The organism is Nocardioides sp. InS609-2, assembly GCF_023208195.1.
In the GTDB taxonomy this organism is placed as follows: domain Bacteria; phylum Actinomycetota; class Actinomycetes; order Propionibacteriales; family Nocardioidaceae; genus Nocardioides.
On the sequence record NZ_CP060034.1, the window covers coordinates 2649438 to 2668868 of the forward strand.

Here is a 19431-nt window from a genome sequence, read left to right on the forward strand (position 1 = left end):
CTTGCACGTCGCCCGGCTCTCCCTGCACGACTTCCGCTCCTATCCGCAGCTGGACATCGAGCTGGACCCCGGGGCCACGGCGTTCATCGGTCGCAACGGGCAGGGCAAGACCAACCTGGTCGAGGCCATCGACTACCTGTCCCGCCTGGGGTCGCACCGCGTCGCGTCCGATGCTCCGCTGGTGCGGGCCGGCGCCGAGCAGGCGCTCGTGCGGGCCGCGGTCGTGCGCGACGGCCGCGAGGCCATCATCGAGGTCGAGCTCAACCCCGGCCGCGCCAACCGCGCGCGCATCAACCGCTCACAGGTGCCGCGCCCGCGCGAGATCCTCGGCCTCGTGCGCACCGTCATCTTCTCGCCGGACGACCTCACGCTGGTCAAGGGCGATCCGTCCGACCGGAGGCGGTTCCTCGACGACCTGCTGATCCTGCGTACGCCGCGGCTTGCCGGCGTCCGTGCCGACTACGACCGGATCCTTCGCCAGCGCAACTCGCTGCTCAAGACCGCCGGCCACGCCCGCCGCGGGTCGTCGTCGCAGGAGTCTGCGCTCTCGACGCTCGGGGTATGGGACTCGCACCTGGTCGAGGCCGGGGCCGAGCTGCTCGAGGAACGTCTCGCGCTCGTCGAGGGCCTGCGTCCCTACGTCGGCACCGCCTACGAAGCGGTGGCGCGCGGGGCCTCGCGCGACGACGCCCATCTGGCCTACAAGTCGTCGTTCGACCTCGAGGGGGCGACCAAGCGCGACGAGCTGACCACCGTGCTGCTCGCCGAGATCGCACGACGCCGCGACGACGAGCTGGTCCGCGGCATCTCACTGGTCGGCCCGCACCGCGACGAGCTGTTGCTGAGGCTCGGCGACCTGCCGTTGAAGGGCTACGCGTCGCACGGGGAGTCATGGTCGTTCGCGCTGGCGCTCAAGCTCGCGTCGTACGACCTGTTGCGCGCCGACGGCGATGACCCGATCCTGATCCTGGACGACGTGTTCGCCGAGCTCGACACCGAACGCCGCCAGCAGCTTGCCGAACTCGTTGCCGGCGCCGAGCAGGTGCTGGTCACCGCCGCGGTGGCCGCGGACGTGCCGCAGGCACTGGCCGGCACCCGGTTCCTGGTCGCGGGAGGGGAGGTATGCAGAGATGGGTGACGAACCGACCCCACCAGAAGACCAGCCGCCGCACGCCGACGACGGGCTCGACTACGCGCGTGCCGCCGCCCGAGCCGCGTCGAAGGCACCCGGCGGTACGCCGGCCAAGCGCCGCGGTGGCCCGCCGAGCGACGCCGACCGGCGTCGTACCCGACGCACTGGTGGCGGCGGATCGGGCGCGCATCCCAACGAGCGCGACCCCCAACTCATCGAGGGCCTGGTCGAGCGGATGGTGATCTCGCACGGGTGGGAGGTCGACCTGCGCGTGCAGCAGGTCTTCGGCCGGTGGGCCGAGATCGTCGGCGCCGAGGTCGCCGACCACTGCAAGCCCGAGACCCTCGTCGACGGAAAGCTCGTCGTGCGCACTGACGCCACGGCGTGGGCTACCCAGCTGAAGCTGATGGCGCCGACCCTCGTACGACGCCTCAACGAGGACCTCGGCAACGGCACCGTCACGATCATCGACGTGCTCGGGCCGCACCTGCCGAGCTGGAAGCGCGGACCGCGCTCGGTGCGCGACGGCCGAGGGCCGCGCGACACCTATGGCTGAGCCGGACGACCTGCGCACGGCCAAGGACCGTGGGTGGCGAAGTCTCGACGCGATCGACGACGCCCTGGCCCGCGGTGAGATCGACCACGAGGGCTGGCACCGACTGACGACCGCCCAGATCGAGGCGGCGTACCTCGATGCCGACACTCCGCAGGGTGGCTCGGGGCACAGCGGTGACGACAAGCGCTGGGAGCGGGCGCGCCGGCTGATGCTCGACGCCGTCACCGGGCCGGGGACCTTCCTCGACATCGGCTGCGCCAACGGACTGCTCATGGAGTCGGTCGCGACGTGGTCCGACGGGGACCTCGAGCCGTACGGCGTCGACATCTCCGTCGCCCTGGCCGTGCTCGCCCGGCGCCGCTGCCCGCAGTGGGCCGATCGCATCTGGACCGCCAACGCCGACCGCTTCGACCCGGGTCGGCGGTTCACCTACGTGCGCACCGGGCTCGACTACGTGCCGGCGTCGCGTGCGCCGTCGTACGTCGCGAGGCTGCTGCGCCTGGTGGAGCCCGGTGGCCGGCTGGTGGTCGGCGTCTTCAACGAGGAACGGGACGAGGATCGGCTGGCCGCACAGGTCGCGGCGTGGGGTTTCGAGGTGGCTGGCAGCACCTCCCGCGAGCACCGGCATCCAGACCTGGCCTACAAGGCGTTCTGGGTGGCAGGCGCGGCCGGCCCGTGAGGCGTGGCTGCCGATCTGGGCGCACCTTCGCCGTATGGGGAGTCATCCCGACCCCTGATCGGGCCGAGAATCGGCCTTCTCAGGCCGCTGAGGGGCCACTTTGTCCACAGATCCCCCCAAACTGGGGATGGGTGCGTGGATTCTGGGTGTCTGGCCGGTAATATGAGGCGAGGGTCGCAGGCGTTCCGGATGCCACGGAAGAGCAGCGGCCTTTGTCATGTCGAGAGGCCCCTAGTGGGCCCCGGAAGAAGGCCAGCCGTGACCGCTGAACTGCCCGCAGAGAAGCCGACGTTGAGGTCCAACGCACCCGACGAAGGGGTTGCCTACGACGCATCGGCGATCCAGGTGCTGGAGGGCCTCGAGGCGGTCCGCAAGCGTCCCGGCATGTACATCGGCTCCACCGGCGAGCGCGGCCTGCACCACCTGGTCTGGGAGATCGTCGACAACGCGGTCGACGAGTCGCTGGCCGGCTTCTGCACCCGGATCGAGCTCACCCTCACCGCGGACGGCGCGGTGCGAGTGGTCGACAACGGCCGCGGCATCCCCACCGACACCGCCCCCGGCCAAGACATGCCGGCCGTCACGATGGCGCTGACGATGCTGCACGCCGGCGGCAAGTTCGGTGGCGGTGGCTACAAGGTCTCCGGCGGCCTGCACGGCGTCGGCGTCTCGGTCGTCAACGCGCTGAGCTCGCGGCTGATCGTGGAGGTCAAGAACCGTGGCCACCTGTGGCGCCAGAGCTTCCAGCTCGGTGTGCCCGAGGGCGACCTCGAGCAGGTCCGCCCGCTCGAGGACGGCGAGGAGGCCGGCACCACGGTCACCTACTGGGCGTCCGAGGACATCTTCGAGACCACGACCTACTCCCTCGAGACGATCACGACACGGATCCGTGAGTACGCCTTCTTGAACAAGGGCCTCGAGATCGTCGTACGCGATGAGCGGCCCGCGGCCGCCGACGTCGTCGACGCGGTCCACGACGGCACTATCGACAACACCATCGACACCGCCGGCCACGACGCGATCCAGAAGGCCGACGCCGGTGGGCTCGTGCAGGTCTTCAAGTACGACCGCGGCCTGGTCGACTACGTCGAGCACCTCAACCGGCGCAAGACGGTGGCCAACCCGACAGTCATCAACTTCGAGGCCGAGACGGCCGCCGACCCCGCGACCGGCAACCAGCACATGAGCCTCGAGCTCGCGATGCAGTGGAACACCACGTTCAGCGAGTCGGTGCACACCTTCGCCAACACGATCAACACCCACGAGGGCGGCACCCACGAGGAAGGCTTCCGCGCGGCACTGACCTCGCTGGTCAACAACTGGGGCGAGGAGTGGGGCCTGATCAAGAAGCGCGAGGACCGCGTCTCGGGTGACGACATCCGCGAGGGCCTGACCGCGATCATCTCGATCAAGCTGGGCGAGCCGCAGTTCGAGGGCCAGACCAAGACCAAGCTCGGCAACACCGAGGCCAAGGGCTTCACCCAGAAGATCGTCAACGACCAGCTCGGAGCCTGGCTCGAGCAGAACCCCGCCGAGGGTCGCGACATCGTGCGCAAGTCGCAGGCTGCCGCGCAGGCCCGCATCGCCGCCCGCAAGGCGCGCGACCTGGCCCGGTCCCGCAAGGGCCTGCTGGGTGGCGGTGGCCTGCCGGGCAAGCTCAGCGACTGCCAGTCGACCAACCCCGCCGAGTGCGAGGTCTTCATCGTCGAGGGTGACTCGGCCGGCGGCTCGGCCCGTCAGGGCCGCGACCCGCGCATCCAGGCGATCCTGCCGATCCGCGGCAAGATCCTCAACGTCGAGAAGGCGCGCCTCGACAAGGTGCTGGCCAACACCGAGGTCCAGGCGATCATCTCGGCGCTCGGCACTGGCATCCACGAGGAGTTCAACCTCGACAAGCTGCGCTATCACAAGGTCGTGCTGATGGCTGACGCCGACGTCGACGGCCACCACATCAACACGTTGCTGCTCACGCTGCTGTTCCGCTTCATGAAGCCGCTGATCGAGCACGGCTACGTCTACATGGCCCAGCCGCCGCTCTACAGGCTGCGCTGGAACAAGCCGCACGAGCACGAGTTCGTCTACTCCGACGCTGAGCGCAACGCCCTCCAGGCCGACGGTCTGGCGAGCGGCAAGAAGCTGCCCAAGGAGAACCCGGTCCAGCGCTACAAGGGCCTCGGTGAGATGAACGCCAAGGAGCTGTGGGAGACCACGATGGACCCTGACCAGCGGCTGCTGCTGCAGGTCACCCTCGAGGACGCCGCCCAGGCCGACGAGATCTTCTCGATCCTGATGGGCGAGGACGTCGAGCAGCGGCGGTCCTTCATCCAGCGCAATGCCAAGGACGTTCGATTCCTCGACATCTGAGGAGTGAGGTGGAGGTACGCCGAGCGCAGCGAGGTGTGCCGGAGGCGAGCCCCGCAGGACGGCGACAAACTGCAGAGATATCTAGGTGTCTAGCACTGACCTTAGATTCGAGTAGATACCAGCAGAGAGACAGCGAATGACTGAGCAGACCGACAACCTCATCGGGGATGGCGACGGCGGCGGGGGGCGGATCCAGGAGATCGACCTCCAGGAGTCGATGAAGCGCTCCTACATCGACTACGCGATGGCCGTCATCGTCGGCCGCGCGCTGCCCGACGTACGCGACGGGCTCAAGCCGGTGCACCGGCGCGTGCTCTACGCCATGTGGGACGGCGGCTACCGGCCCGACCGCGGCTTCTCGAAGTGCTCGCGTGTCGTCGGCGACGTGATGGGTCAGTACCACCCGCACGGTGACACCGCGATCTACGACACCCTGGTCCGGCTCGCGCAGCCGTGGGTGATGCGTGCCCCGCTGATCAACGGCCAGGGCAACTTCGGCTCGCCGGGCAATGACTCCGCGGCGGCCATGCGGTACACCGAGTGCCGAATGGCTCCGCTGGCCATGGAGATGGTGCGCGACATCGACGAGGACACCGTCGACTTCCAGCCCAACTACGACGGTCGCTCGTCGGAGCCCGTCGTACTGCCGGCGCGCTACCCCAACCTGCTCGTCAACGGATCGGCCGGCATCGCGGTCGGCATGGCCACCAGCATCCCGCCGCACAACCTGCTCGAGGTCGCAGCCGGCGCCACCTGGGCGCTCGAGCACCCCGATGCCACCCGTGAAGAGCTGCAGGACGCGCTGATCGAGCGCATCAAGGGCCCCGACTTCCCCAACGGCGCGCTGATCGTCGGCCACGAGGGCATCGAGCAGACCTACCGCACCGGCCGTGGCTCGGTCACCCAGCGAGCGGTGATCGAGGTCGACGAGGACGCCAAGGGCCGCACCTGCCTGGTCGTCACCGAGCTGCCCTACATGGTCAACCCCGACAACCTCGCGCTGAAGATCGCCGAGCTCGCCGACTCCGGCAAGGTCCAGGGCATTGCCGACGTCCGCGACGACACGTCCGACCGCACCGGTCAGCGGCTGGTGGTCGTGCTCAAGCGAGACGCCGTCGCTCGCGTCGTACTCAACAACCTGCTCAAGCACACCGAACTTCAGACCAACTTCAGCGCCAACATGCTGGCGCTCGTCGACGGGGTGCCGCGCACGTTGACGGTCGACCAGTTCATCAGCAACTGGGTGACCCACCAGATCGACGTCATCCGCCGCCGTACGGCGTTCCGGCTGCGCAAGGCCGAGGAACGCGCCCACGTGCTGCGCGGTCTGGCCAAGGCCCTCGACATGCTCGACGAGGTCATCGCGCTGATCCGGCGCTCGCCCGACGTCAGCGAGGCCCGCACCGGCTTGATCGCGCTGCTCGACATCGACGAGCTCCAGGCCACCGCGATCCTCGACATGCAGCTGCGCCAGCTGGCCGCCCTGCAGCGTCAGAAGATCATCGACGACCTGGCCGAGATCGAGATCCGCATCGCCGACCTGCTCGACATCCTCGCCAACGACGTGCGCCAGCGACAGATCGTCTCCGACGAGCTGGCCGAGGTCGTCGACAAGTACGGCAACGAGCGTCGTACCCAGATCATCGCGGCCGACGGCGACCTGTCGATGGAGGACCTCATCCCCGACGAGGAGCTCGTCGTTTCCATCACCCGTGGCGGCTACGCCAAGCGCACGCGTGCCGACCAGTACCGCACCCAGAAGCGCGGCGGCAAGGGCGTGCGCGGCGCGACGCTGCGTGGCGACGACGTGGTCGAGCACTTCATCGCGACGTCCAACCACCACTGGTTGCTGTTCTTCACCACGCAGGGCCGCGTCTACCGCACCAAGGCCTACAACCTGCCCGAGGCGCAGCGCGACGCGAAGGGCGGCCACGTCGCCGGCCTGCTGAGCTTCCAGCCCGACGAGAACATCGCGCAGGTGCTGGCGATCCGCGACTACGACCAGGCGCCGTACCTCGTCCTCGCCACCCGCAACGGATTGGCCAAGAAGACCCGGCTGGGCGACTACAACAGCCCGCGCCAGGCCGGCGTCATCGCGATCAACTTCCGTGAGGACGACGACGAGCTGATCGGCGCCGAGCTGGTCAACGCCGGCGACGACATCCTGCTGGTGTCCCGCAAGGGTCAGGCGATCCGCTTCCGCGCCGACGACAGCCAGCTGCGGCCGATGGGCCGGGCCACGTCCGGTGTCGCGGGCATGAAGTTCCGCCCAGATGACTCGCTGCTGTCGATGTCGGTCATCCGTGCCGAGCAGGTCGCGGCCGAGGAGGCTGCCGAGTCCGCTGGCGACTCCGTCGAGGAGAGCGAGGTGAAGGAGCAGTACGTCTTCACCATGACCGACGGCGGCTTCGCCAAGCGCTCGCGCATCTCCGACTACCGGCTCCAGTCGCGCGGTGGCATCGGCATCAAGGCGATGTCGCTGGCCAACGAGGACCGGGGCGGTCTCGTCGGTGCCTTCATCGTCGTGGAGGGTGACGAGATCTTGTCGATCACCAACTCCGGCCAGGTGGTGCGCAGCCCGATCAACGAGAACTTCCGGCCCACCCGCCGCTCCACGATGGGCGTGAAGTTCGTGTCGCCCAAGTCCGGCGACGCCGTGGCCGTGGTTGCCCGCTCGGTCGAGGCGAAGGACGAGGAAGAGGCAGAGGGCGAGATCGTCGAGGGCGCGGTTGTCGAGTCTGATGACTCGGTTGTCGCGGACGCATCGGCTACCGTCGAAGATGCGACAATCGAGAACGACGACCCCGAGACGGACACCGACGACTCGGGCGAGGCTTCCGGCGACGAGCCGGGGGAGAGTGAGTCCTGATGAGCGAACGCACCGCCGACAAGGCGACCCGCCGGCGTGACCGCGCCCCGGCCGGCGACCCGACCGGCGACACGGCGGTGCGGCCTGCCCTGAAGGACCGGATCGCTGGCGCGTTGTCCGTGGCTGCCACCGAGCACCGCGACAACGCGAACCCGGAGGCTGCGCCGCGTCGTACGGGCAAGAAGCAGCCGCGCCGCGCCCGCCTGCGGCTGAGCCGCATCGACCCCTGGTCGGTGATGAAGGCGTCGTTCCTGCTCTCGATCGCCTTCGGAGTGGTGACGTTCGTGGCCGTGTTCATGATCTGGTCGGTGCTCGGCGCCGCCGGCGTGTGGGACTCCATCAACTCCACCGTCGCCAGCGTCATCGAGGGTGACCAGCCCAGCGACTTCGACGTCACCAACTACGTCGGGATGTCGCGGGTGCTGGGCTTCACCCTGCTGATCTCGGTCATCGACGTCATCTTGCTGACCGCCATCGCGACGCTGGGTGCGTTCCTCTACAACATGGCCGCCGCGCTGCTGGGTGGCGTGGAAGTGACGTTGTCGGAGGACTAGGCGCTCGTTCGGTCGTGATACCCGGGTACGCGGGTATCCCGACTGCTCGGTAGCCGAGAAGCACCCGAAAACCCCTCTTTGGCGGTGCTTCTCAGCACTCCAGCCGTGACGACGTACGCCGCGCAGCCCGGCCGTTTTGTCGGCGTCTGCAGGCGTGGGGTAGCCTTCCCGAGCACTCGCCGCGAGGTCACTCGACGGTTGTGCGGCGGGCCTATAGCTCAGACGGTTAGAGCGCTTCCCTGATAAGGAAGAGGTCACAGGTTCAAGTCCTGTTAGGCCCACTCCCATCCTCGCCGGGACTCACGGAGGAACACCATGAAGAAGGTTCTGCTCGTCCTGCTGGCCGCCGTCGGCGCCGCGTTCGCGAAGAAGAAGATGGAAGAGAGCCGCAACGAGCAGGCCCTCTGGGCCGAGGCCACCGACAACGTCGACAAGGCCTGACGCTTCTTCGTCTCCGCACCACTCGGGACAACCCCGGGGCCTTGGCGCAATTGGTAGCGCACCTGCTTTGCAAGCAGGGGGTTAGGGGTTCGAGTCCCCTAGGCTCCACAACTTCTGGGAGCGCCGCGCAATAGGTAGCGGCTCTGGTCACTCCATCACGGAATCTGCACCCATTGCCCCTTGCTGGGAGTGCCATAGGCGTCGAGCGCGAACAGTAGCCACGGGCCGGGGACGGTCGTGCCGCGGTCGGCCGGGATCGTCACCTGGTAGGTGTTCTGCCCGGTCGGGGACGGGGTCAGGGCCACGCGGCGCTGGTCGGAGTTGATCGAATGCGTGGACGTTCCCACTCGGACCAGTGCGAACGACGCAACCGGCTTGTCCGTGGTGACGGTGAGGGTGGCACCCGCCGACACCTCGGCGGGGACGCCTCCCGTGATGGCGGGCCGAGTGCGGAGAGTCCCGTCGGCCTTGAGCAGGTATGGCGGGGTGAGGATCTCGACATCGGGGTGGTTGGTCTCGCAGGTCCAGCACAGCCCCCCGCCACCTGCCATCACGCGGCCGTCGGCAAGCAGCAGCGAGAACGAGTGGTACGTACGCGGGATGGCCTCGGGGGCCAGCCTGGTGAACAGCCCGGTCGCCGGGTCCCACATCTCGGCCGCTCGGACCGCTGCGGTGTCCGTGAACGGCTTGGCGCGCTGCTGACCACCGGTGACCATGACCGAGCCGTCGGGCAGCACGACGCTGTTGGCGAAGGTCCGCGGCTCCGACATGTCACCGACCCGGCGTACACCGACCGGCTGGCCGAACCCGGCGGTGATGTCGAGCGTGTAGGCCCGGGGTGTGGCCAACCGCGCGGAGTCGTCGTTGTTCTCCTGGTAGTTGGGCGCACCGCCGACGGCGAGGATCTTGCCGGCGTCGTACATCACGGCGTTGCCGTTCATCATCACCGGCGCGTCGGCCCGGTCGCCCGCAGAGGTCGTCGTGCCGTCACCCGAGGTGCCGAACCAGTTCATCTGGGTGCTGGGACCGGCGTGGAAGACCCGGCCGCCCGACATCGCGAAGAGCCAGGCGTGGTTGTCCTGGCGCGACCAGCCCTGCCAGTCGGGGGTGAGGATGGAATTGGCCCTCACCCCTGCGAGGCGGCGCCACGAGGTCCCGGCAGCGGCCATCACCTCGCCGTCCTTATCGGTCGCGCCGCCACTCCACGAACCTCCGAGCGCGAGGACCCGCCCGTCGGAAAGGGTCACGGAGGTCTGGTAGCCCCGCGGGATCGCCATCTGTGGCCCGGTGGTGAACGTGTCGGTCCCGGGGTCGTAAATCGTGGTGTTGGACGCGCCGGAACCGCCGGTGATCACGACCCGGCCGTCGGCCAGGATCGAGAGGCCCGTGCAGAACATCTCGTGGCCCGTCTCGGCGACCTCACGCCTGCCGGCGTTGACGCCGTTGCTGACGTCGAGGATCGAGATCTGGGTCTTGCCGCCGTTGGTGGAGTCGGTCGTGAACCCGTTAGCGGCCACGCCCGAGAACGTCAGCACCTTGTTGTTCGGCAGCAAGATGGCCGTCGCGGGAACGATCGGCAGCCCAATCGGGTCGCTCCACAGGCCCGGGTGGAAGCCCGGCGGTTGATCGGTGGCCGGAGGTGGGGGAGGTGGGGGAGGTGGGGGAGGTGGGGGAGGCGGGGGAGGCGGGGTCCCAAGGAGCTCGATCTCGGCCGCGCTCTCCACCTGCGCCTGCTTGCCGGCCCTGGACCTGACGCTGAGCCGGACGCGGCCGGCCGGGACGGGAGCGAAGGTCGTGGCCTTGACCTGTGCACTGTCGGCCCAGCGGCCGTGGGCGACCCGCTGCCAGGTCTGTCCTTCGAAGCTGACGTGGATGACATAGCGCCCGATCCGCCCGAGAGGCTTGCGCCCTGGGGTGTAGCGCAACCCCGAGACCATGGCCGGGCCGTGCAGGTCGATCGTGAGCTGGCGCAGACGGAGAGTCCCGGCGCGACCGGTGCCCGGGCGCGGCACGGCCGGGTGCCACGCCGTACCGGCGCGGCCGTCGAGAACCTTCATGGCCTGGTTCCTGGCCGCGGCCCGCGCGCGTCGGCCCGACCGACCCGGAGGCGACATGGCGGTCCAACCCGAACGGTCGAGGGTCGGCGCGACGGGCACGTACGCCGCAGCCGGCACCGCCAGCATCGGCATCGAGCCGTGCCCCTCCGGAGGCTTCCCGTGATGCGCTCCCTGGCCCGGGGTGTCGAGCGTTGCGTCGTGCGGCACCGCGATCGCGCCAGCGACGGAGACTCCCAGGGCAACGACGACGGCGAGACCTCCCGGCCCCGCGACCCAGCGCCTGAACACACCCCACATCGACGTCACCCCCCGGATGTGGGTTGAACGATAGACGAGGCACTGCATCACCGGCATGCCCAATTCACGGGAGGATCGAGCGGGGGTTGGCCCACGCCAGCCACCGCCGCCACCGCGGCACGGGCTCCCCGACGCGGCGGCGTACGTCGGTCATCAGCGACCAATAGACATCGGCGTCGGAGGCGGTCGGCTCGTCGCGGGCGAAAATCTGTGCGTCGGCGATGACCGCCAGCGCCGGGTCGACACCGAGCGCCGTGGCCTGGGCCGGCCGCGTCGTACGCGCGGGCACGTCGAGGCCGAGGTCGCGGGCGCGGTCGACGAGCTCCTGCCAGGCGCCGGCGAAGCGCAGGGAGGGGCGGGTGGCGCGCTGACGGCGGAGGCGGCGCCACCACTTCGCGACGAGTACGACGCCGAGGAGCACCACCGGCAGCAACGCCAACGGCCAGCGGGGCAGCGGGGTATCGGGCTGGTCCCGGTCCTTTTCACCGGCCTGCTCATCGCGCGGCTGGTCCTGCTGGGTCTGGTCCTCGTCGTCGCGATCGACGTTGCGGGGCACCGTGAAGGCGGGCGGGGGAGGGTTGGTGCGTGGCGGCGGCCGGCGAGACATGAACGCCTCGGTGGGGATCGTGCGCCAGAGGCCGTCGTTGGTGCGCACCTCGATCCACGCCTGCACGTCGCTTCCGAAGACCTGCCCGTCGCCCGGCACCACCGCTCCTATGACGACTCGTGCAGGGATGCGCAGCCGGGAGGCGATCAGCGCCATGAGGGAGGCGTACTGCTCGTCGTTGCCCACCATCCGCGGCGCGTAGACGAAGCCCTTGCCGAGCCGTTGGGTCGACTGGCCGGCGAGGTAGACCTGCCCGTCGGGCTCGAGTCCGTCGGAGTAGTAGCCCCGGGTGCGCAACACCCTCGCGGCCTGCATCAGCGCCTGCATCGGGAAGGCAGCACCCTGGGTCCAGACCAGGATCGGGCCGCCGAAGTACTCCGCCTGCTCGAATGCTGTGGGCTCGACGAAGCCGGACGGGAAGGACCTCTCGCTGAACCGGTCCTTCGGGATCCGGGTGTCGTACTCCAGCTGGTCGCGCACCGTCAGGTCGCTGGTCATCAGCGCCGACGACGACGCCAGGTTGATCCGCATCTCGTCCAGACGGCTGTCACCCGCGCGCGTCAACCCGGCATCGACCGACTGCGGCGACCCGACCAGCGGCACCCACGGGCTGTCCCAGTCGCGGCTCACGCGCAGCGAGACGTACGCCCGCTTGCCCGTCGCCTGGTTCTCGAAGTGGTCAGAGATGTGCAGGTAGCGATCGTCGTACCGTGACGGGTCGGTGCCGTTGCCGGCGTACCAGTGCCGGCCGTCGTACTGGTCGAGCGTCGCGAAGCGCACCCGGCCGCCCGTCGGCGCCCCGCGCAGCGTCATCAGCAGCCGGTCGTGCAGGTTGTTGGCCGCACCGGGCTGGTCGGTGAACCGCCGGAAGTCGTCGAGTGGCGTCCGAACTGCAGCCGCGTCGTACGCACCGATGTGGTTGCGCAGCAGCAGTCGGTCGGCCGTGTCGCCCGCGTCGCCGGTCAGTGTGTACGCCGTCCCGGCAGCAAGGGCGAGGACGACCGTGGCAGGCACAAGCCGTTCGAGGCGGCCGCCCCACGAGTCGGCCGGGGGCCTGGGGTGCGCGACAACCCGGCGGCTGCGGAGGCCGATCCAGAGTGTGGCGACGACGGCGAACGCGGCGGCGTAGGGCAGCGAGGTGAAGCCCTGCCGCCCCAGGACCAGCACCACCACGAAGGCGGCCATGAGCGGCAGCACCGGCACCACGACCCGCCGGGTGTGCAGGGCGATACCGCCGGCCAGCCCGCTGCTCAGCAGCGCGACGGCGTACGGCGGGAGCAGCAGGGTGCCTTCGCCGGCGACGGTCGGGTGGGTGCCGGCCAGGTCGGCCCAGCAGGAGATCGTGGCGGCGATCGAGTCGCCGATGAACGTCACGCCGGGCGGCGCCTGGGTGGCGACGACACCGGCGGTGAGCACGTAGAGCCCAAGCAGCGCGGGCACATGGATCCACATCGACAAGTTGAGCGTGCCAGTGAAGACCGAGACGCCGAGACCGAGCGCGAGACCGATCAGGGCGACGACGACCCAGCTGTAGGAGTCGTAGGTGGAGTCCCACGCGGCCAGTGCGCACGCAGTCAGCGCTGCGGTCAGCACCATGTCGAGGTTGGGCCGGGACTCGGTCATCGGCCGAACCGCGCGAGTCCGTTGAGCATGGCCGGCAGGTCGTCCAGCGCGGTCAGCGTGAACCCGCCGAGCTCGCCGATGCCCACCCGCAGCTCACCGTCGGGCCGGTCGACCGAGATCGCGATGGTGCGTACCCCGGCCGGGAACTCCCGCGCCGCCCGCATCAGCGTCTCGTCGGCGCGCACGCCACCTTTACGGCCGGTGATCAGGACCAGCAGCGACGTGTCGGGCGCCAGCGTCATCGCCTGTCGCGCGGCCCCGAGCAGGCCAAGGCCGCCGAGGTGGGCCCGGCAGCACGCGTCGAGGAGCGTCCCCGGGTCACCGAACGCCTGTTGTACGCCGCACACCAGCGCCGTCTCGTAGTCGTCGATGCCCGCACGCACGATGAGCGACGCCGCCGCCTGCAGCGCGAGCTCGAAGTCCTCCGCATCGAGGTACGCATCGCGCGCGTCGTCGACCACGACGCACGCGTGGCTGCGCCGGGTGTCGTGGTACTGCCGCACCAGCAGCTCACCGGCCCTCGCAGAGGACCGCCAGTGCACGTGGCGGAGGTCGTCCCCGGGGACGTACTCACGCAACGCATGGAAGGCCAGGTCGGTCATCGAGGTCTGGTCGCTCGGCACACCCTCGAGGTCGTGCAGGCCGCCGGGCGGCAGCGGCTGCAGCCCGACGATCCGCGGCCGCACGTAGAACTCCACCGGATCGGCCCAGCGCTGCTCGCGGCGCAAGAGGCCGAGCGGGTCGGCGCGGGTGCCCCACACCGGTCCGATGTCGACGACGCCGCGGCGCTCGGTGGGCACGTCGACCTCCTCGGCCGCCGGTCGCCCCCGGCGCAGCAGGGGCAGGCGCAGGTAGGTCTGCCGGTGCTCGACCGGGATCCGCACGGTCGGGTGCAGCAGGGGGGCGGGCAGCAGGTTGGTGACCTCGAGCCGGGCCAGGCCGCGGCCACCGGCGGTGGTGTGCCGGGGCTGCACGCTGAGCCTGGCGTCGACGCGGGTCGGCAGCACCGCGAAGGGTACGGCGATCACGAGCGCGACCATGCCCGCGAGCCCGATCAGCCGCAGCTCGCCCAGGCCGGTCGCCTGCCCCGCGACCAGCGCCAGGGCAGAGAGCATCGCTACGGCCCATCCCGCAGGTGTGACGATCCTGAACGCCCGCACGAGCAGCCCGGTCAGGCCCGGTCGACCGGAGGCTCGACCGCTGCGAGCAGGTCGGTGATCACGTCGTGGACACCGATGCCGCTGAACGTGGCCTGCGGGTCGAGCAGCAGCCGGTGGCAGAGCACCGGGTGGGCGAGCGTGGTGACATCGGCGGGGGTGACCGCGGTGCGGCCGGTGGAGATCGCCCAGGTCTTGGCGACCCGGATCATCGCCAGCGCGCCGCGCGCCGACAGGCCCATCCGCACGTGCGGACGCCCGCGCGAGGCCTCGGCGAGCTGCCGGACGTAGCGGACGATGGCGCGGTCGACGTACACCTCGTCGGCGAGCGCGCTCATCTCGCGCACCAGGTCGCCGCTGGCCACCGGCGACACCAGGGCGGCTCGGTCGCGGATGTTGGCGCCCAGCAGCAGCTCCTCGGTGGACTCGGCATCGGGGTAGCCGACGCTGGTCTTCATCAGGAAGCGGTCGAGCTGGGCCTCGGGGAGGCGGTAGGTGCCGGCCTGCTCGATGGGGTTCTGGGTGGCGATGACCATGAAGGGGCGGGGTACGTCGTGCGCGATGCCGTCCACGGTGACGTGACCCTCCTCCATCACCTCGAGCAGCGCGGCCTGGGTCTTGGGGGAGGCACGGTTGATCTCGTCGGCCAGCACGATGTCATGGAAGATCGGTCCCTGGTGGAACTCGAAGGTGCCCTTGTGCTGGTCGTAGACGGTGACGCCGGTGACGTCGGTCGGCAGCAGGTCGGGGGTGAACTGGATGCGCGCGTGCGTGCCCTCGATGGTGTTGGAGAGCGCCCGGGCCAGCATGGTCTTGCCGGTGCCGGGCAGGTCCTCGAGCAACAGGTGACCCTCGGCGAGCAGGCAGGTCAGCGAGAGCCGGACGACGTGGTCCTTGCCGAGCACGGCCTTGCCGATGTTGGCCGTCATCTGGTCGAACGCGTCGCGGAAGCGCTCGGCCTGAGCGGTCGTGATCGTCATTGGTCCCCCAGGTAAGCGGTGCGCGGTGTCGGTGCGCACCGAAGACTACGACCCGGGAAAGGACACTGGCAGACTTGCCGCCCGTGCGTCCGGCTCTCGTCTCCCTGCTTCTCGCGTGCGGCCTGGCGCTCGCCGGATGTGGTGACGACGCGGCTCCCACGATGGCCCCGTCGCTCGAAGGCGCGGACCCCCTGATCGCGTCGTACGACGCGGCGCGCGACGTCGCACCCGGTCGGGCCGCGCTGTCGCTGATCCCGGCGATCGCGACCACCATCACGATCACCGACTTCGACCGGGCGCGCGCCGAGCTCGGGCTGCCCGACCTGACGAGCGACGATCCGATGACCGACCGCAACGACTTCTGGGAGCGGGCGCCGCAGGAGACGGTGCTGCTCACCGAGGGTTTGCTGCGCGAGCAGAACTCACGGTTCATGCTCGACCACGGCTTCACCCAGGACGACGTCGACTGGGAGGCGCACTGGGTCACGCCGGAGGGGCCGGGCTGGGTGCTCGCGTTCCGGTCCGACCTGCCGTTCGGCCGGGTCGCCGGCGCGGTGGCCGAGGGCGTGGGTCCGTTGAAGGGCGCGACGGCCGACGCCGAGCGACACCTGCTGTCGGTTGGCCTGGCCGGTGAGGACGACGAGGTGTGGGGCGACCGTGCCGATGCGCGGGACCTCACGACGGCGGTGCCGGCGGAGTCGACGTACCTCCGGGTCGGCTGCGTGCCGCCCGCCACCGCACTGGCCACGCACGACGTGACCGCCTTCGATGACCTCGAGGCCTTCTCCGTGTCGTACGGCGACGGGCTGGGCACCGCGCGGCTCGGACCCGACCGGGCCGACCTGTTCGAACGCTCCGCTCTCGCGACGGACGCCCCGACCTCCGGCCCGATCGGGTTCGGCGACGCCTTCGAGAACGCCGTGGCCGACCCGTCGACCGGCCGGATCGGCTGGGACGTGCGCAACCCGCGCGTGGCCGCCGCGCTGACGCTGACCGACGGGCTCCCGTGGGCGGTGTGCAACGAGGCCGAGCCTGATTGAGCATGCCCATGCAGGAGCCGACCGGGCTCTGAGGTCGCCTCGTTAGGCTTCCGGCGTGACCCCGCCCCGCCTGCCTCTGCTGCTGAGGCCGAGGGCGCTGGGGGTGCACGCGCTCGCGCTGGTGCTCCTCGCGGCCGCCGTCGCGCTGGGGTTCTGGCAGCTCGGCGCGTGGCAGGCCCAGCGCACCGCCGAGGCCACCGACCTGACCCGCACCGAGCCGATGTCGCTCACCGAGACGATGGGTCCCGACGACCCGTTCCCCGGCAACCGGGTCGGGCAGCCGGTCACCGTCGCGGGCAGCTGGGTGCCGAGCGGCACGGTCTACGTCGAGGGCCGGAAGCATGGCGGCCAGGACGGCGTCTGGGCGGTCACGCCGCTCGCCGTCACCGGGCAGGCCGACTCGGCGCTGCTGGTGGTGCGCGGCTGGGCGGCCACGGTGGCCGACGCGGGGTCGCCGCCGACCGGTGAGGCAATGGTGACCGCCTGGCTCCAGCCACCCGACGGCACCGGTCAGCTCGACAGCGACCCGACCGACGACGTACTCCCGCAGCTGCGGATCGCCGACGCCATCCAGCACGTCGACCAGGACCTGTACGGCGCCTACGCGGTCGTCGACCCGCAGGCCGCGCAGTCGAACGCCGGCAACGAGGCGCTCGCGCCGGCCGATCTCGAGCAGCTGCCGGACGCCAGCCGGTTCACCGCGCTGCGCAACCTGCTCTACGCGATCGAGTGGTGGTTCTTCGGCGCGTTCGCGGCGTTCATCTGGTGGCGCTGGATGCGCGACGAGCTGGCCCACACCGGGGACGGTGCGGGCGACTCGGTAGTTTGACGTGGTGCGCAAGCTCTTCACGACCTACCGCGTCCTGGCCCTCGTCGTGGGTCTCCTGCTCGTCGCCCTGGCCGCCGGCATGGTGCTCAAATACGGCCACAACGTGATTGACGCAGCCGCGTGGGCCAAGGGCGGTGACCTCCAGAGCTTCGGCGACAGCCTCACCGGCGTCGTGGCGCTGATCCACGGCTGGGTCTACATCGTCTACGTCGTGGTGGCGTTCCTGCTCTCGCGCCGGGCCGGCTGGTCTCTCCAGTTCCTACTGGTGATGCTGCTGGCGGGCCTGATCCCGCTGCTCATCTTCTGGGTGGAGCACCGCGTCACGACCCGCCTGCGCGCCGAGCACCCCGAGCTCCAGCCCCCGGCACGAGTCGCCGGGTGACCACCGCGTTCGTGCTGGGCGGCGGCGGCGTCCTCGGTGCGGTCGAGGTCGGCATGCTGCGCGCCCTGCTCGAACGCGGGATCTTGCCCGACCTCGTCCTCGGCACCAGCGTCGGCGCCCTCAACGGCGCGATGGTCGCCCGCGACCCCACGCTCTCCGTGATCGAACGCCTCACCGAGCTGTGGCACGACACCTCCCGCTCGCGAGACGTGTACGGCGACCGTCCGCTGCGCACGGTCCGCCGGGTGATCTCCACGGGCACCCACGCGTACTCCGCCAGGCCGTTGAGCCGCCGGCTGCGCGAGGAGTTCGGCGACCTCACGTTCGAGGAGCTGCCGGTGCGGTTCCAGGTGTGTGCGGCCAGCATCGAACGGGCCGCCGAGCACTGGTTCTCCACCGGCCCGGTGGTCGACGCGGTGGTCGCGAGCGCCGCCGTACCCGGACTGCTGCCGCCCGCCAAGGTCGTGACAGACCTCGGCGTCGAACATTTTCTCGACGGCGGCATCGTCAACTCCATCCCGGTCGGCCGGGCGGCACAGCTCGGCGCGACCCGGATCTTCGTTCTCCAGGTCGGCCGCATCGACCGGCCGCTGACTCCGCCGAGCCGGCCGTGGGAGGTGGCCCGGGTGAGCTTCGAGATCGCCCGGCGGCACCGCTTCGCCCGCGAGATGGCCGAGCTGCCCGAGGGCGTGGTCGCGCACGTCCTGCCCGCTGCCGGTACGTCGGCGCGTGACGACTCGTTGCGGGCACACCGCGACTTCGACGGGATCCTGCGGCGCATCGACGCGACGTACGAGGCGAGCGTCGACTTCCTGGACGGCCTCGAATGAACTGGGCGGTCCGGCGGCTGCTGGTCGCGCCCGCCCTGATCGGCCTGACCGCGCTGATCTGGATCACCCTGCCGCTGTGGCTGATCGTCGCCGCGGCATTGTCGCCGCTCGTCGCGAAGGTGCTCCCGGGCAAGTGGCGGGCGCTGCGCGTGGGGTGGGTGGCGATCCTCTACCTGACGTGCGAGTCGCTGCTGCTGGTCGTGCTCTTCGGGCTGTGGCTGGCCAGCGGGTTCGGCTGGAGGATCAGGTCGCCGTACTTCGCCGGCATCCACTACGACCTGGTCGAGGGCTTGCTCGTGGTGTTCTTCCGGGAGGCGCGGCGGGTGCTGCGGCTCCAGGTCCATACCGACGGCCCGGCGCCCGACCAGCACCCCGACAAGCCGATCCTGGTGTGCTGCCGCCACGCGGGGCCGGGCGACTCGTTCACGCTGATGTACGCGTTGATGCACTGGTACGGGCGCGAGCCCCGCGTCGTACTCAAGGACACCCTGGCCTGGGACCCCGTCATCGACGTGCTCCTGCGGCGTATCCCGGCGCGGTTCATCTCGGCCAACCCTGGGCAGGGCGAGGACCTCGAGTCGCAGATCGCCGAGCTGGCCTCGCACCTCGACAGCAACGACGCGTTCGTGATCTTCCCGGAGGGCGGCAACTTCACCCCGCAGCGCCGGGAGCGGGCGATCGCCCGGCTGCGCAAGCTCGGCCTGGAGCGGATGGCGCAGCGTGCCGAGCAGATGATCCACGTGCTGGCTCCGCGCCCGGGCGGGTTCCTGGCGGCGCTCGACGCGGCGCCGGACGCCGACGTGGTGATGGTCGCGCACACCGGCCTCGACCACCTGCTGAGCGTCGGCGACGTCTGGCGCGAGGTGCCGCTCGACAAGCGGATCATCATGCGCTGGTGGGAGGTGCCGCGCGAGGAGATCCCGGCCGACCGCGAGGAGCGCATCGAGTGGCTCTTCGAGTGGTGGGCGACGATCGACGCCTGGATAGCAGAGAACCGACCGGAGGATCTCTCCTCCAGCCGGTCCTGAGCTCGC

16 protein-coding genes and 2 tRNA genes are annotated in these 19431 nt (G+C 70.2%); 14 read left to right on the plus strand and 4 right to left on the minus strand.

Annotation, left to right across the window (positions count from 1 at the left end; translation table 11 throughout):
• The first annotated feature begins 1 nt into the window (after position 1).
• From recF to H4Q84_RS13765, 9 genes are all read left to right on the plus strand, one after another.
• Positions 2–1138, plus strand: a complete 1137-nt coding sequence (gene recF, locus H4Q84_RS13725; protein WP_248579656.1) for a DNA replication/repair protein RecF — start codon at positions 2–4, stop codon at positions 1136–1138.
• Entirely contained in the window at positions 1131–1688 is a 558-nt protein-coding gene (locus tag H4Q84_RS13730; protein ID WP_248579657.1) for a DciA family protein, read from the plus strand. The genes recF and H4Q84_RS13730 overlap by 8 nt, the downstream gene beginning before the upstream one ends.
• Positions 1681–2367, plus strand: coding sequence for a methyltransferase domain-containing protein (locus H4Q84_RS13735; RefSeq protein WP_248579658.1), 687 nt, complete (start codon positions 1681–1683; stop codon positions 2365–2367). The genes H4Q84_RS13730 and H4Q84_RS13735 overlap by 8 nt, the downstream gene beginning before the upstream one ends.
• A gap of 270 nt (positions 2368–2637) precedes the next feature.
• Complete coding sequence (gene gyrB, locus H4Q84_RS13740) at positions 2638–4731, plus strand: DNA topoisomerase (ATP-hydrolyzing) subunit B (RefSeq protein WP_248583654.1); 2094 nt, start codon at positions 2638–2640, stop codon at positions 4729–4731.
• Between the two features lie 136 nt (positions 4732–4867).
• Positions 4868–7600, plus strand: a complete 2733-nt coding sequence (gyrA, locus tag H4Q84_RS13745; RefSeq protein ID WP_248579659.1) for a DNA gyrase subunit A — start codon at positions 4868–4870, stop codon at positions 7598–7600.
• Entirely contained in the window at positions 7600–8154 is a 555-nt protein-coding gene (locus tag H4Q84_RS13750) for a DUF3566 domain-containing protein (protein ID WP_248579660.1), read from the plus strand. The genes gyrA and H4Q84_RS13750 overlap by 1 nt, the downstream gene beginning before the upstream one ends.
• Positions 8155–8361: 207 nt before the next feature.
• Positions 8362–8435 (plus strand) — tRNA-Ile (locus H4Q84_RS13755).
• A 34-nt stretch (positions 8436–8469) separates the two neighbouring features.
• A complete protein-coding gene (locus tag H4Q84_RS13760; protein ID WP_248579661.1) occupies positions 8470–8595 on the plus strand; it encodes a DLW-39 family protein in 126 nt (41 codons plus the stop codon).
• A gap of 35 nt (positions 8596–8630) precedes the next feature.
• Positions 8631–8703, plus strand: a tRNA-Ala gene (locus H4Q84_RS13765).
• 47 nt (positions 8704–8750) lie between these two features.
• Here H4Q84_RS13765 and H4Q84_RS13770 read toward each other — a convergent pair.
• From H4Q84_RS13770 to H4Q84_RS13785, 4 genes are all read right to left on the minus strand, one after another.
• The gene (locus tag H4Q84_RS13770; RefSeq protein ID WP_248579662.1) at positions 8751–10949 is read right to left on the minus strand and encodes a galactose oxidase-like domain-containing protein; all 2199 of its coding nucleotides are present in this window, start codon (positions 10947–10949) and stop codon (positions 8751–8753) included.
• A 64-nt stretch (positions 10950–11013) separates the two neighbouring features.
• A complete protein-coding gene (locus tag H4Q84_RS13775; RefSeq protein ID WP_248579663.1) occupies positions 11014–13179 on the minus strand; it encodes a transglutaminase domain-containing protein in 2166 nt (721 codons plus the stop codon).
• A complete protein-coding gene (locus H4Q84_RS13780; RefSeq protein ID WP_248579664.1) occupies positions 13176–14294 on the minus strand; it encodes a DUF58 domain-containing protein in 1119 nt (372 codons plus the stop codon). Before H4Q84_RS13780 ends, H4Q84_RS13775 begins: the two co-directional genes overlap by 4 nt.
• A gap of 56 nt (positions 14295–14350) precedes the next feature.
• Positions 14351–15316, minus strand: a complete 966-nt coding sequence (locus tag H4Q84_RS13785) for a MoxR family ATPase (protein ID WP_248579665.1) — start codon at positions 15314–15316, stop codon at positions 14351–14353.
• 83 nt (positions 15317–15399) lie between these two features.
• On the opposite strand from H4Q84_RS13785, the gene H4Q84_RS13790 reads away from it, so the two are divergent.
• Genes H4Q84_RS13790 through H4Q84_RS13810 form a run of 5 tightly spaced genes read left to right on the plus strand, consistent with a single transcriptional unit; the run spans position 15400 to position 19425 of the window.
• Positions 15400–16356 carry a hypothetical protein gene (locus H4Q84_RS13790; protein ID WP_248579666.1) on the plus strand — a complete coding sequence of 319 codons (957 nt, stop codon included), beginning with the start codon at positions 15400–15402 and terminating at the stop codon, positions 16354–16356.
• A gap of 55 nt (positions 16357–16411) precedes the next feature.
• Positions 16412–17185, plus strand: coding sequence for an SURF1 family protein (locus tag H4Q84_RS13795; protein WP_248579667.1), 774 nt, complete (start codon positions 16412–16414; stop codon positions 17183–17185).
• A 4-nt stretch (positions 17186–17189) separates the two neighbouring features.
• Positions 17190–17567 carry a DUF3817 domain-containing protein gene (locus tag H4Q84_RS13800; RefSeq protein ID WP_248579668.1) on the plus strand — a complete coding sequence of 126 codons (378 nt, stop codon included), beginning with the start codon at positions 17190–17192 and terminating at the stop codon, positions 17565–17567.
• Positions 17564–18397: a patatin-like phospholipase family protein gene (locus H4Q84_RS13805; RefSeq protein ID WP_248579669.1), complete on the plus strand. Its 834-nt coding sequence runs from the start codon at positions 17564–17566 to the stop codon at positions 18395–18397. Before H4Q84_RS13800 ends, H4Q84_RS13805 begins: the two co-directional genes overlap by 4 nt.
• A complete protein-coding gene (locus H4Q84_RS13810) occupies positions 18394–19425 on the plus strand; it encodes a 1-acyl-sn-glycerol-3-phosphate acyltransferase (RefSeq protein WP_248579670.1) in 1032 nt (343 codons plus the stop codon). Before H4Q84_RS13805 ends, H4Q84_RS13810 begins: the two co-directional genes overlap by 4 nt.
• The last annotated feature ends 6 nt before the right edge of the window (positions 19426–19431 follow it).

Excerpts from the sequence above, each read along its gene's own strand:
- H4Q84_RS13730 (WP_248579657.1), top strand. The coding sequence starts at position 1,131 with ATGGGTGACGAACCGACCCCACCAGAAGACCAGCCGCCGCACGCCGAC.
- H4Q84_RS13735 (WP_248579658.1), top strand. The coding sequence starts at position 1,681 with ATGGCTGAGCCGGACGACCTGCGCACGGCCAAGGACCGTGGGTGGCGA.
- gyrA (WP_248579659.1), top strand. The coding sequence starts at position 4,868 with ATGACTGAGCAGACCGACAACCTCATCGGGGATGGCGACGGCGGCGGG.
- H4Q84_RS13750 (WP_248579660.1), top strand. The coding sequence starts at position 7,600 with ATGAGCGAACGCACCGCCGACAAGGCGACCCGCCGGCGTGACCGCGCC.
- H4Q84_RS13760 (WP_248579661.1), top strand. The coding sequence starts at position 8,470 with ATGAAGAAGGTTCTGCTCGTCCTGCTGGCCGCCGTCGGCGCCGCGTTC.
- H4Q84_RS13770 (WP_248579662.1), bottom strand. The coding sequence starts at position 10,949 with ATGTGGGGTGTGTTCAGGCGCTGGGTCGCGGGGCCGGGAGGTCTCGCC.
- H4Q84_RS13775 (WP_248579663.1), bottom strand. The coding sequence starts at position 13,179 with ATGACCGAGTCCCGGCCCAACCTCGACATGGTGCTGACCGCAGCGCTG.
- H4Q84_RS13780 (WP_248579664.1), bottom strand. The coding sequence starts at position 14,294 with ATGCTCTCTGCCCTGGCGCTGGTCGCGGGGCAGGCGACCGGCCTGGGC.
- H4Q84_RS13785 (WP_248579665.1), bottom strand. The coding sequence starts at position 15,316 with ATGACGATCACGACCGCTCAGGCCGAGCGCTTCCGCGACGCGTTCGAC.
- H4Q84_RS13810 (WP_248579670.1), top strand. The coding sequence starts at position 18,394 with ATGAACTGGGCGGTCCGGCGGCTGCTGGTCGCGCCCGCCCTGATCGGC.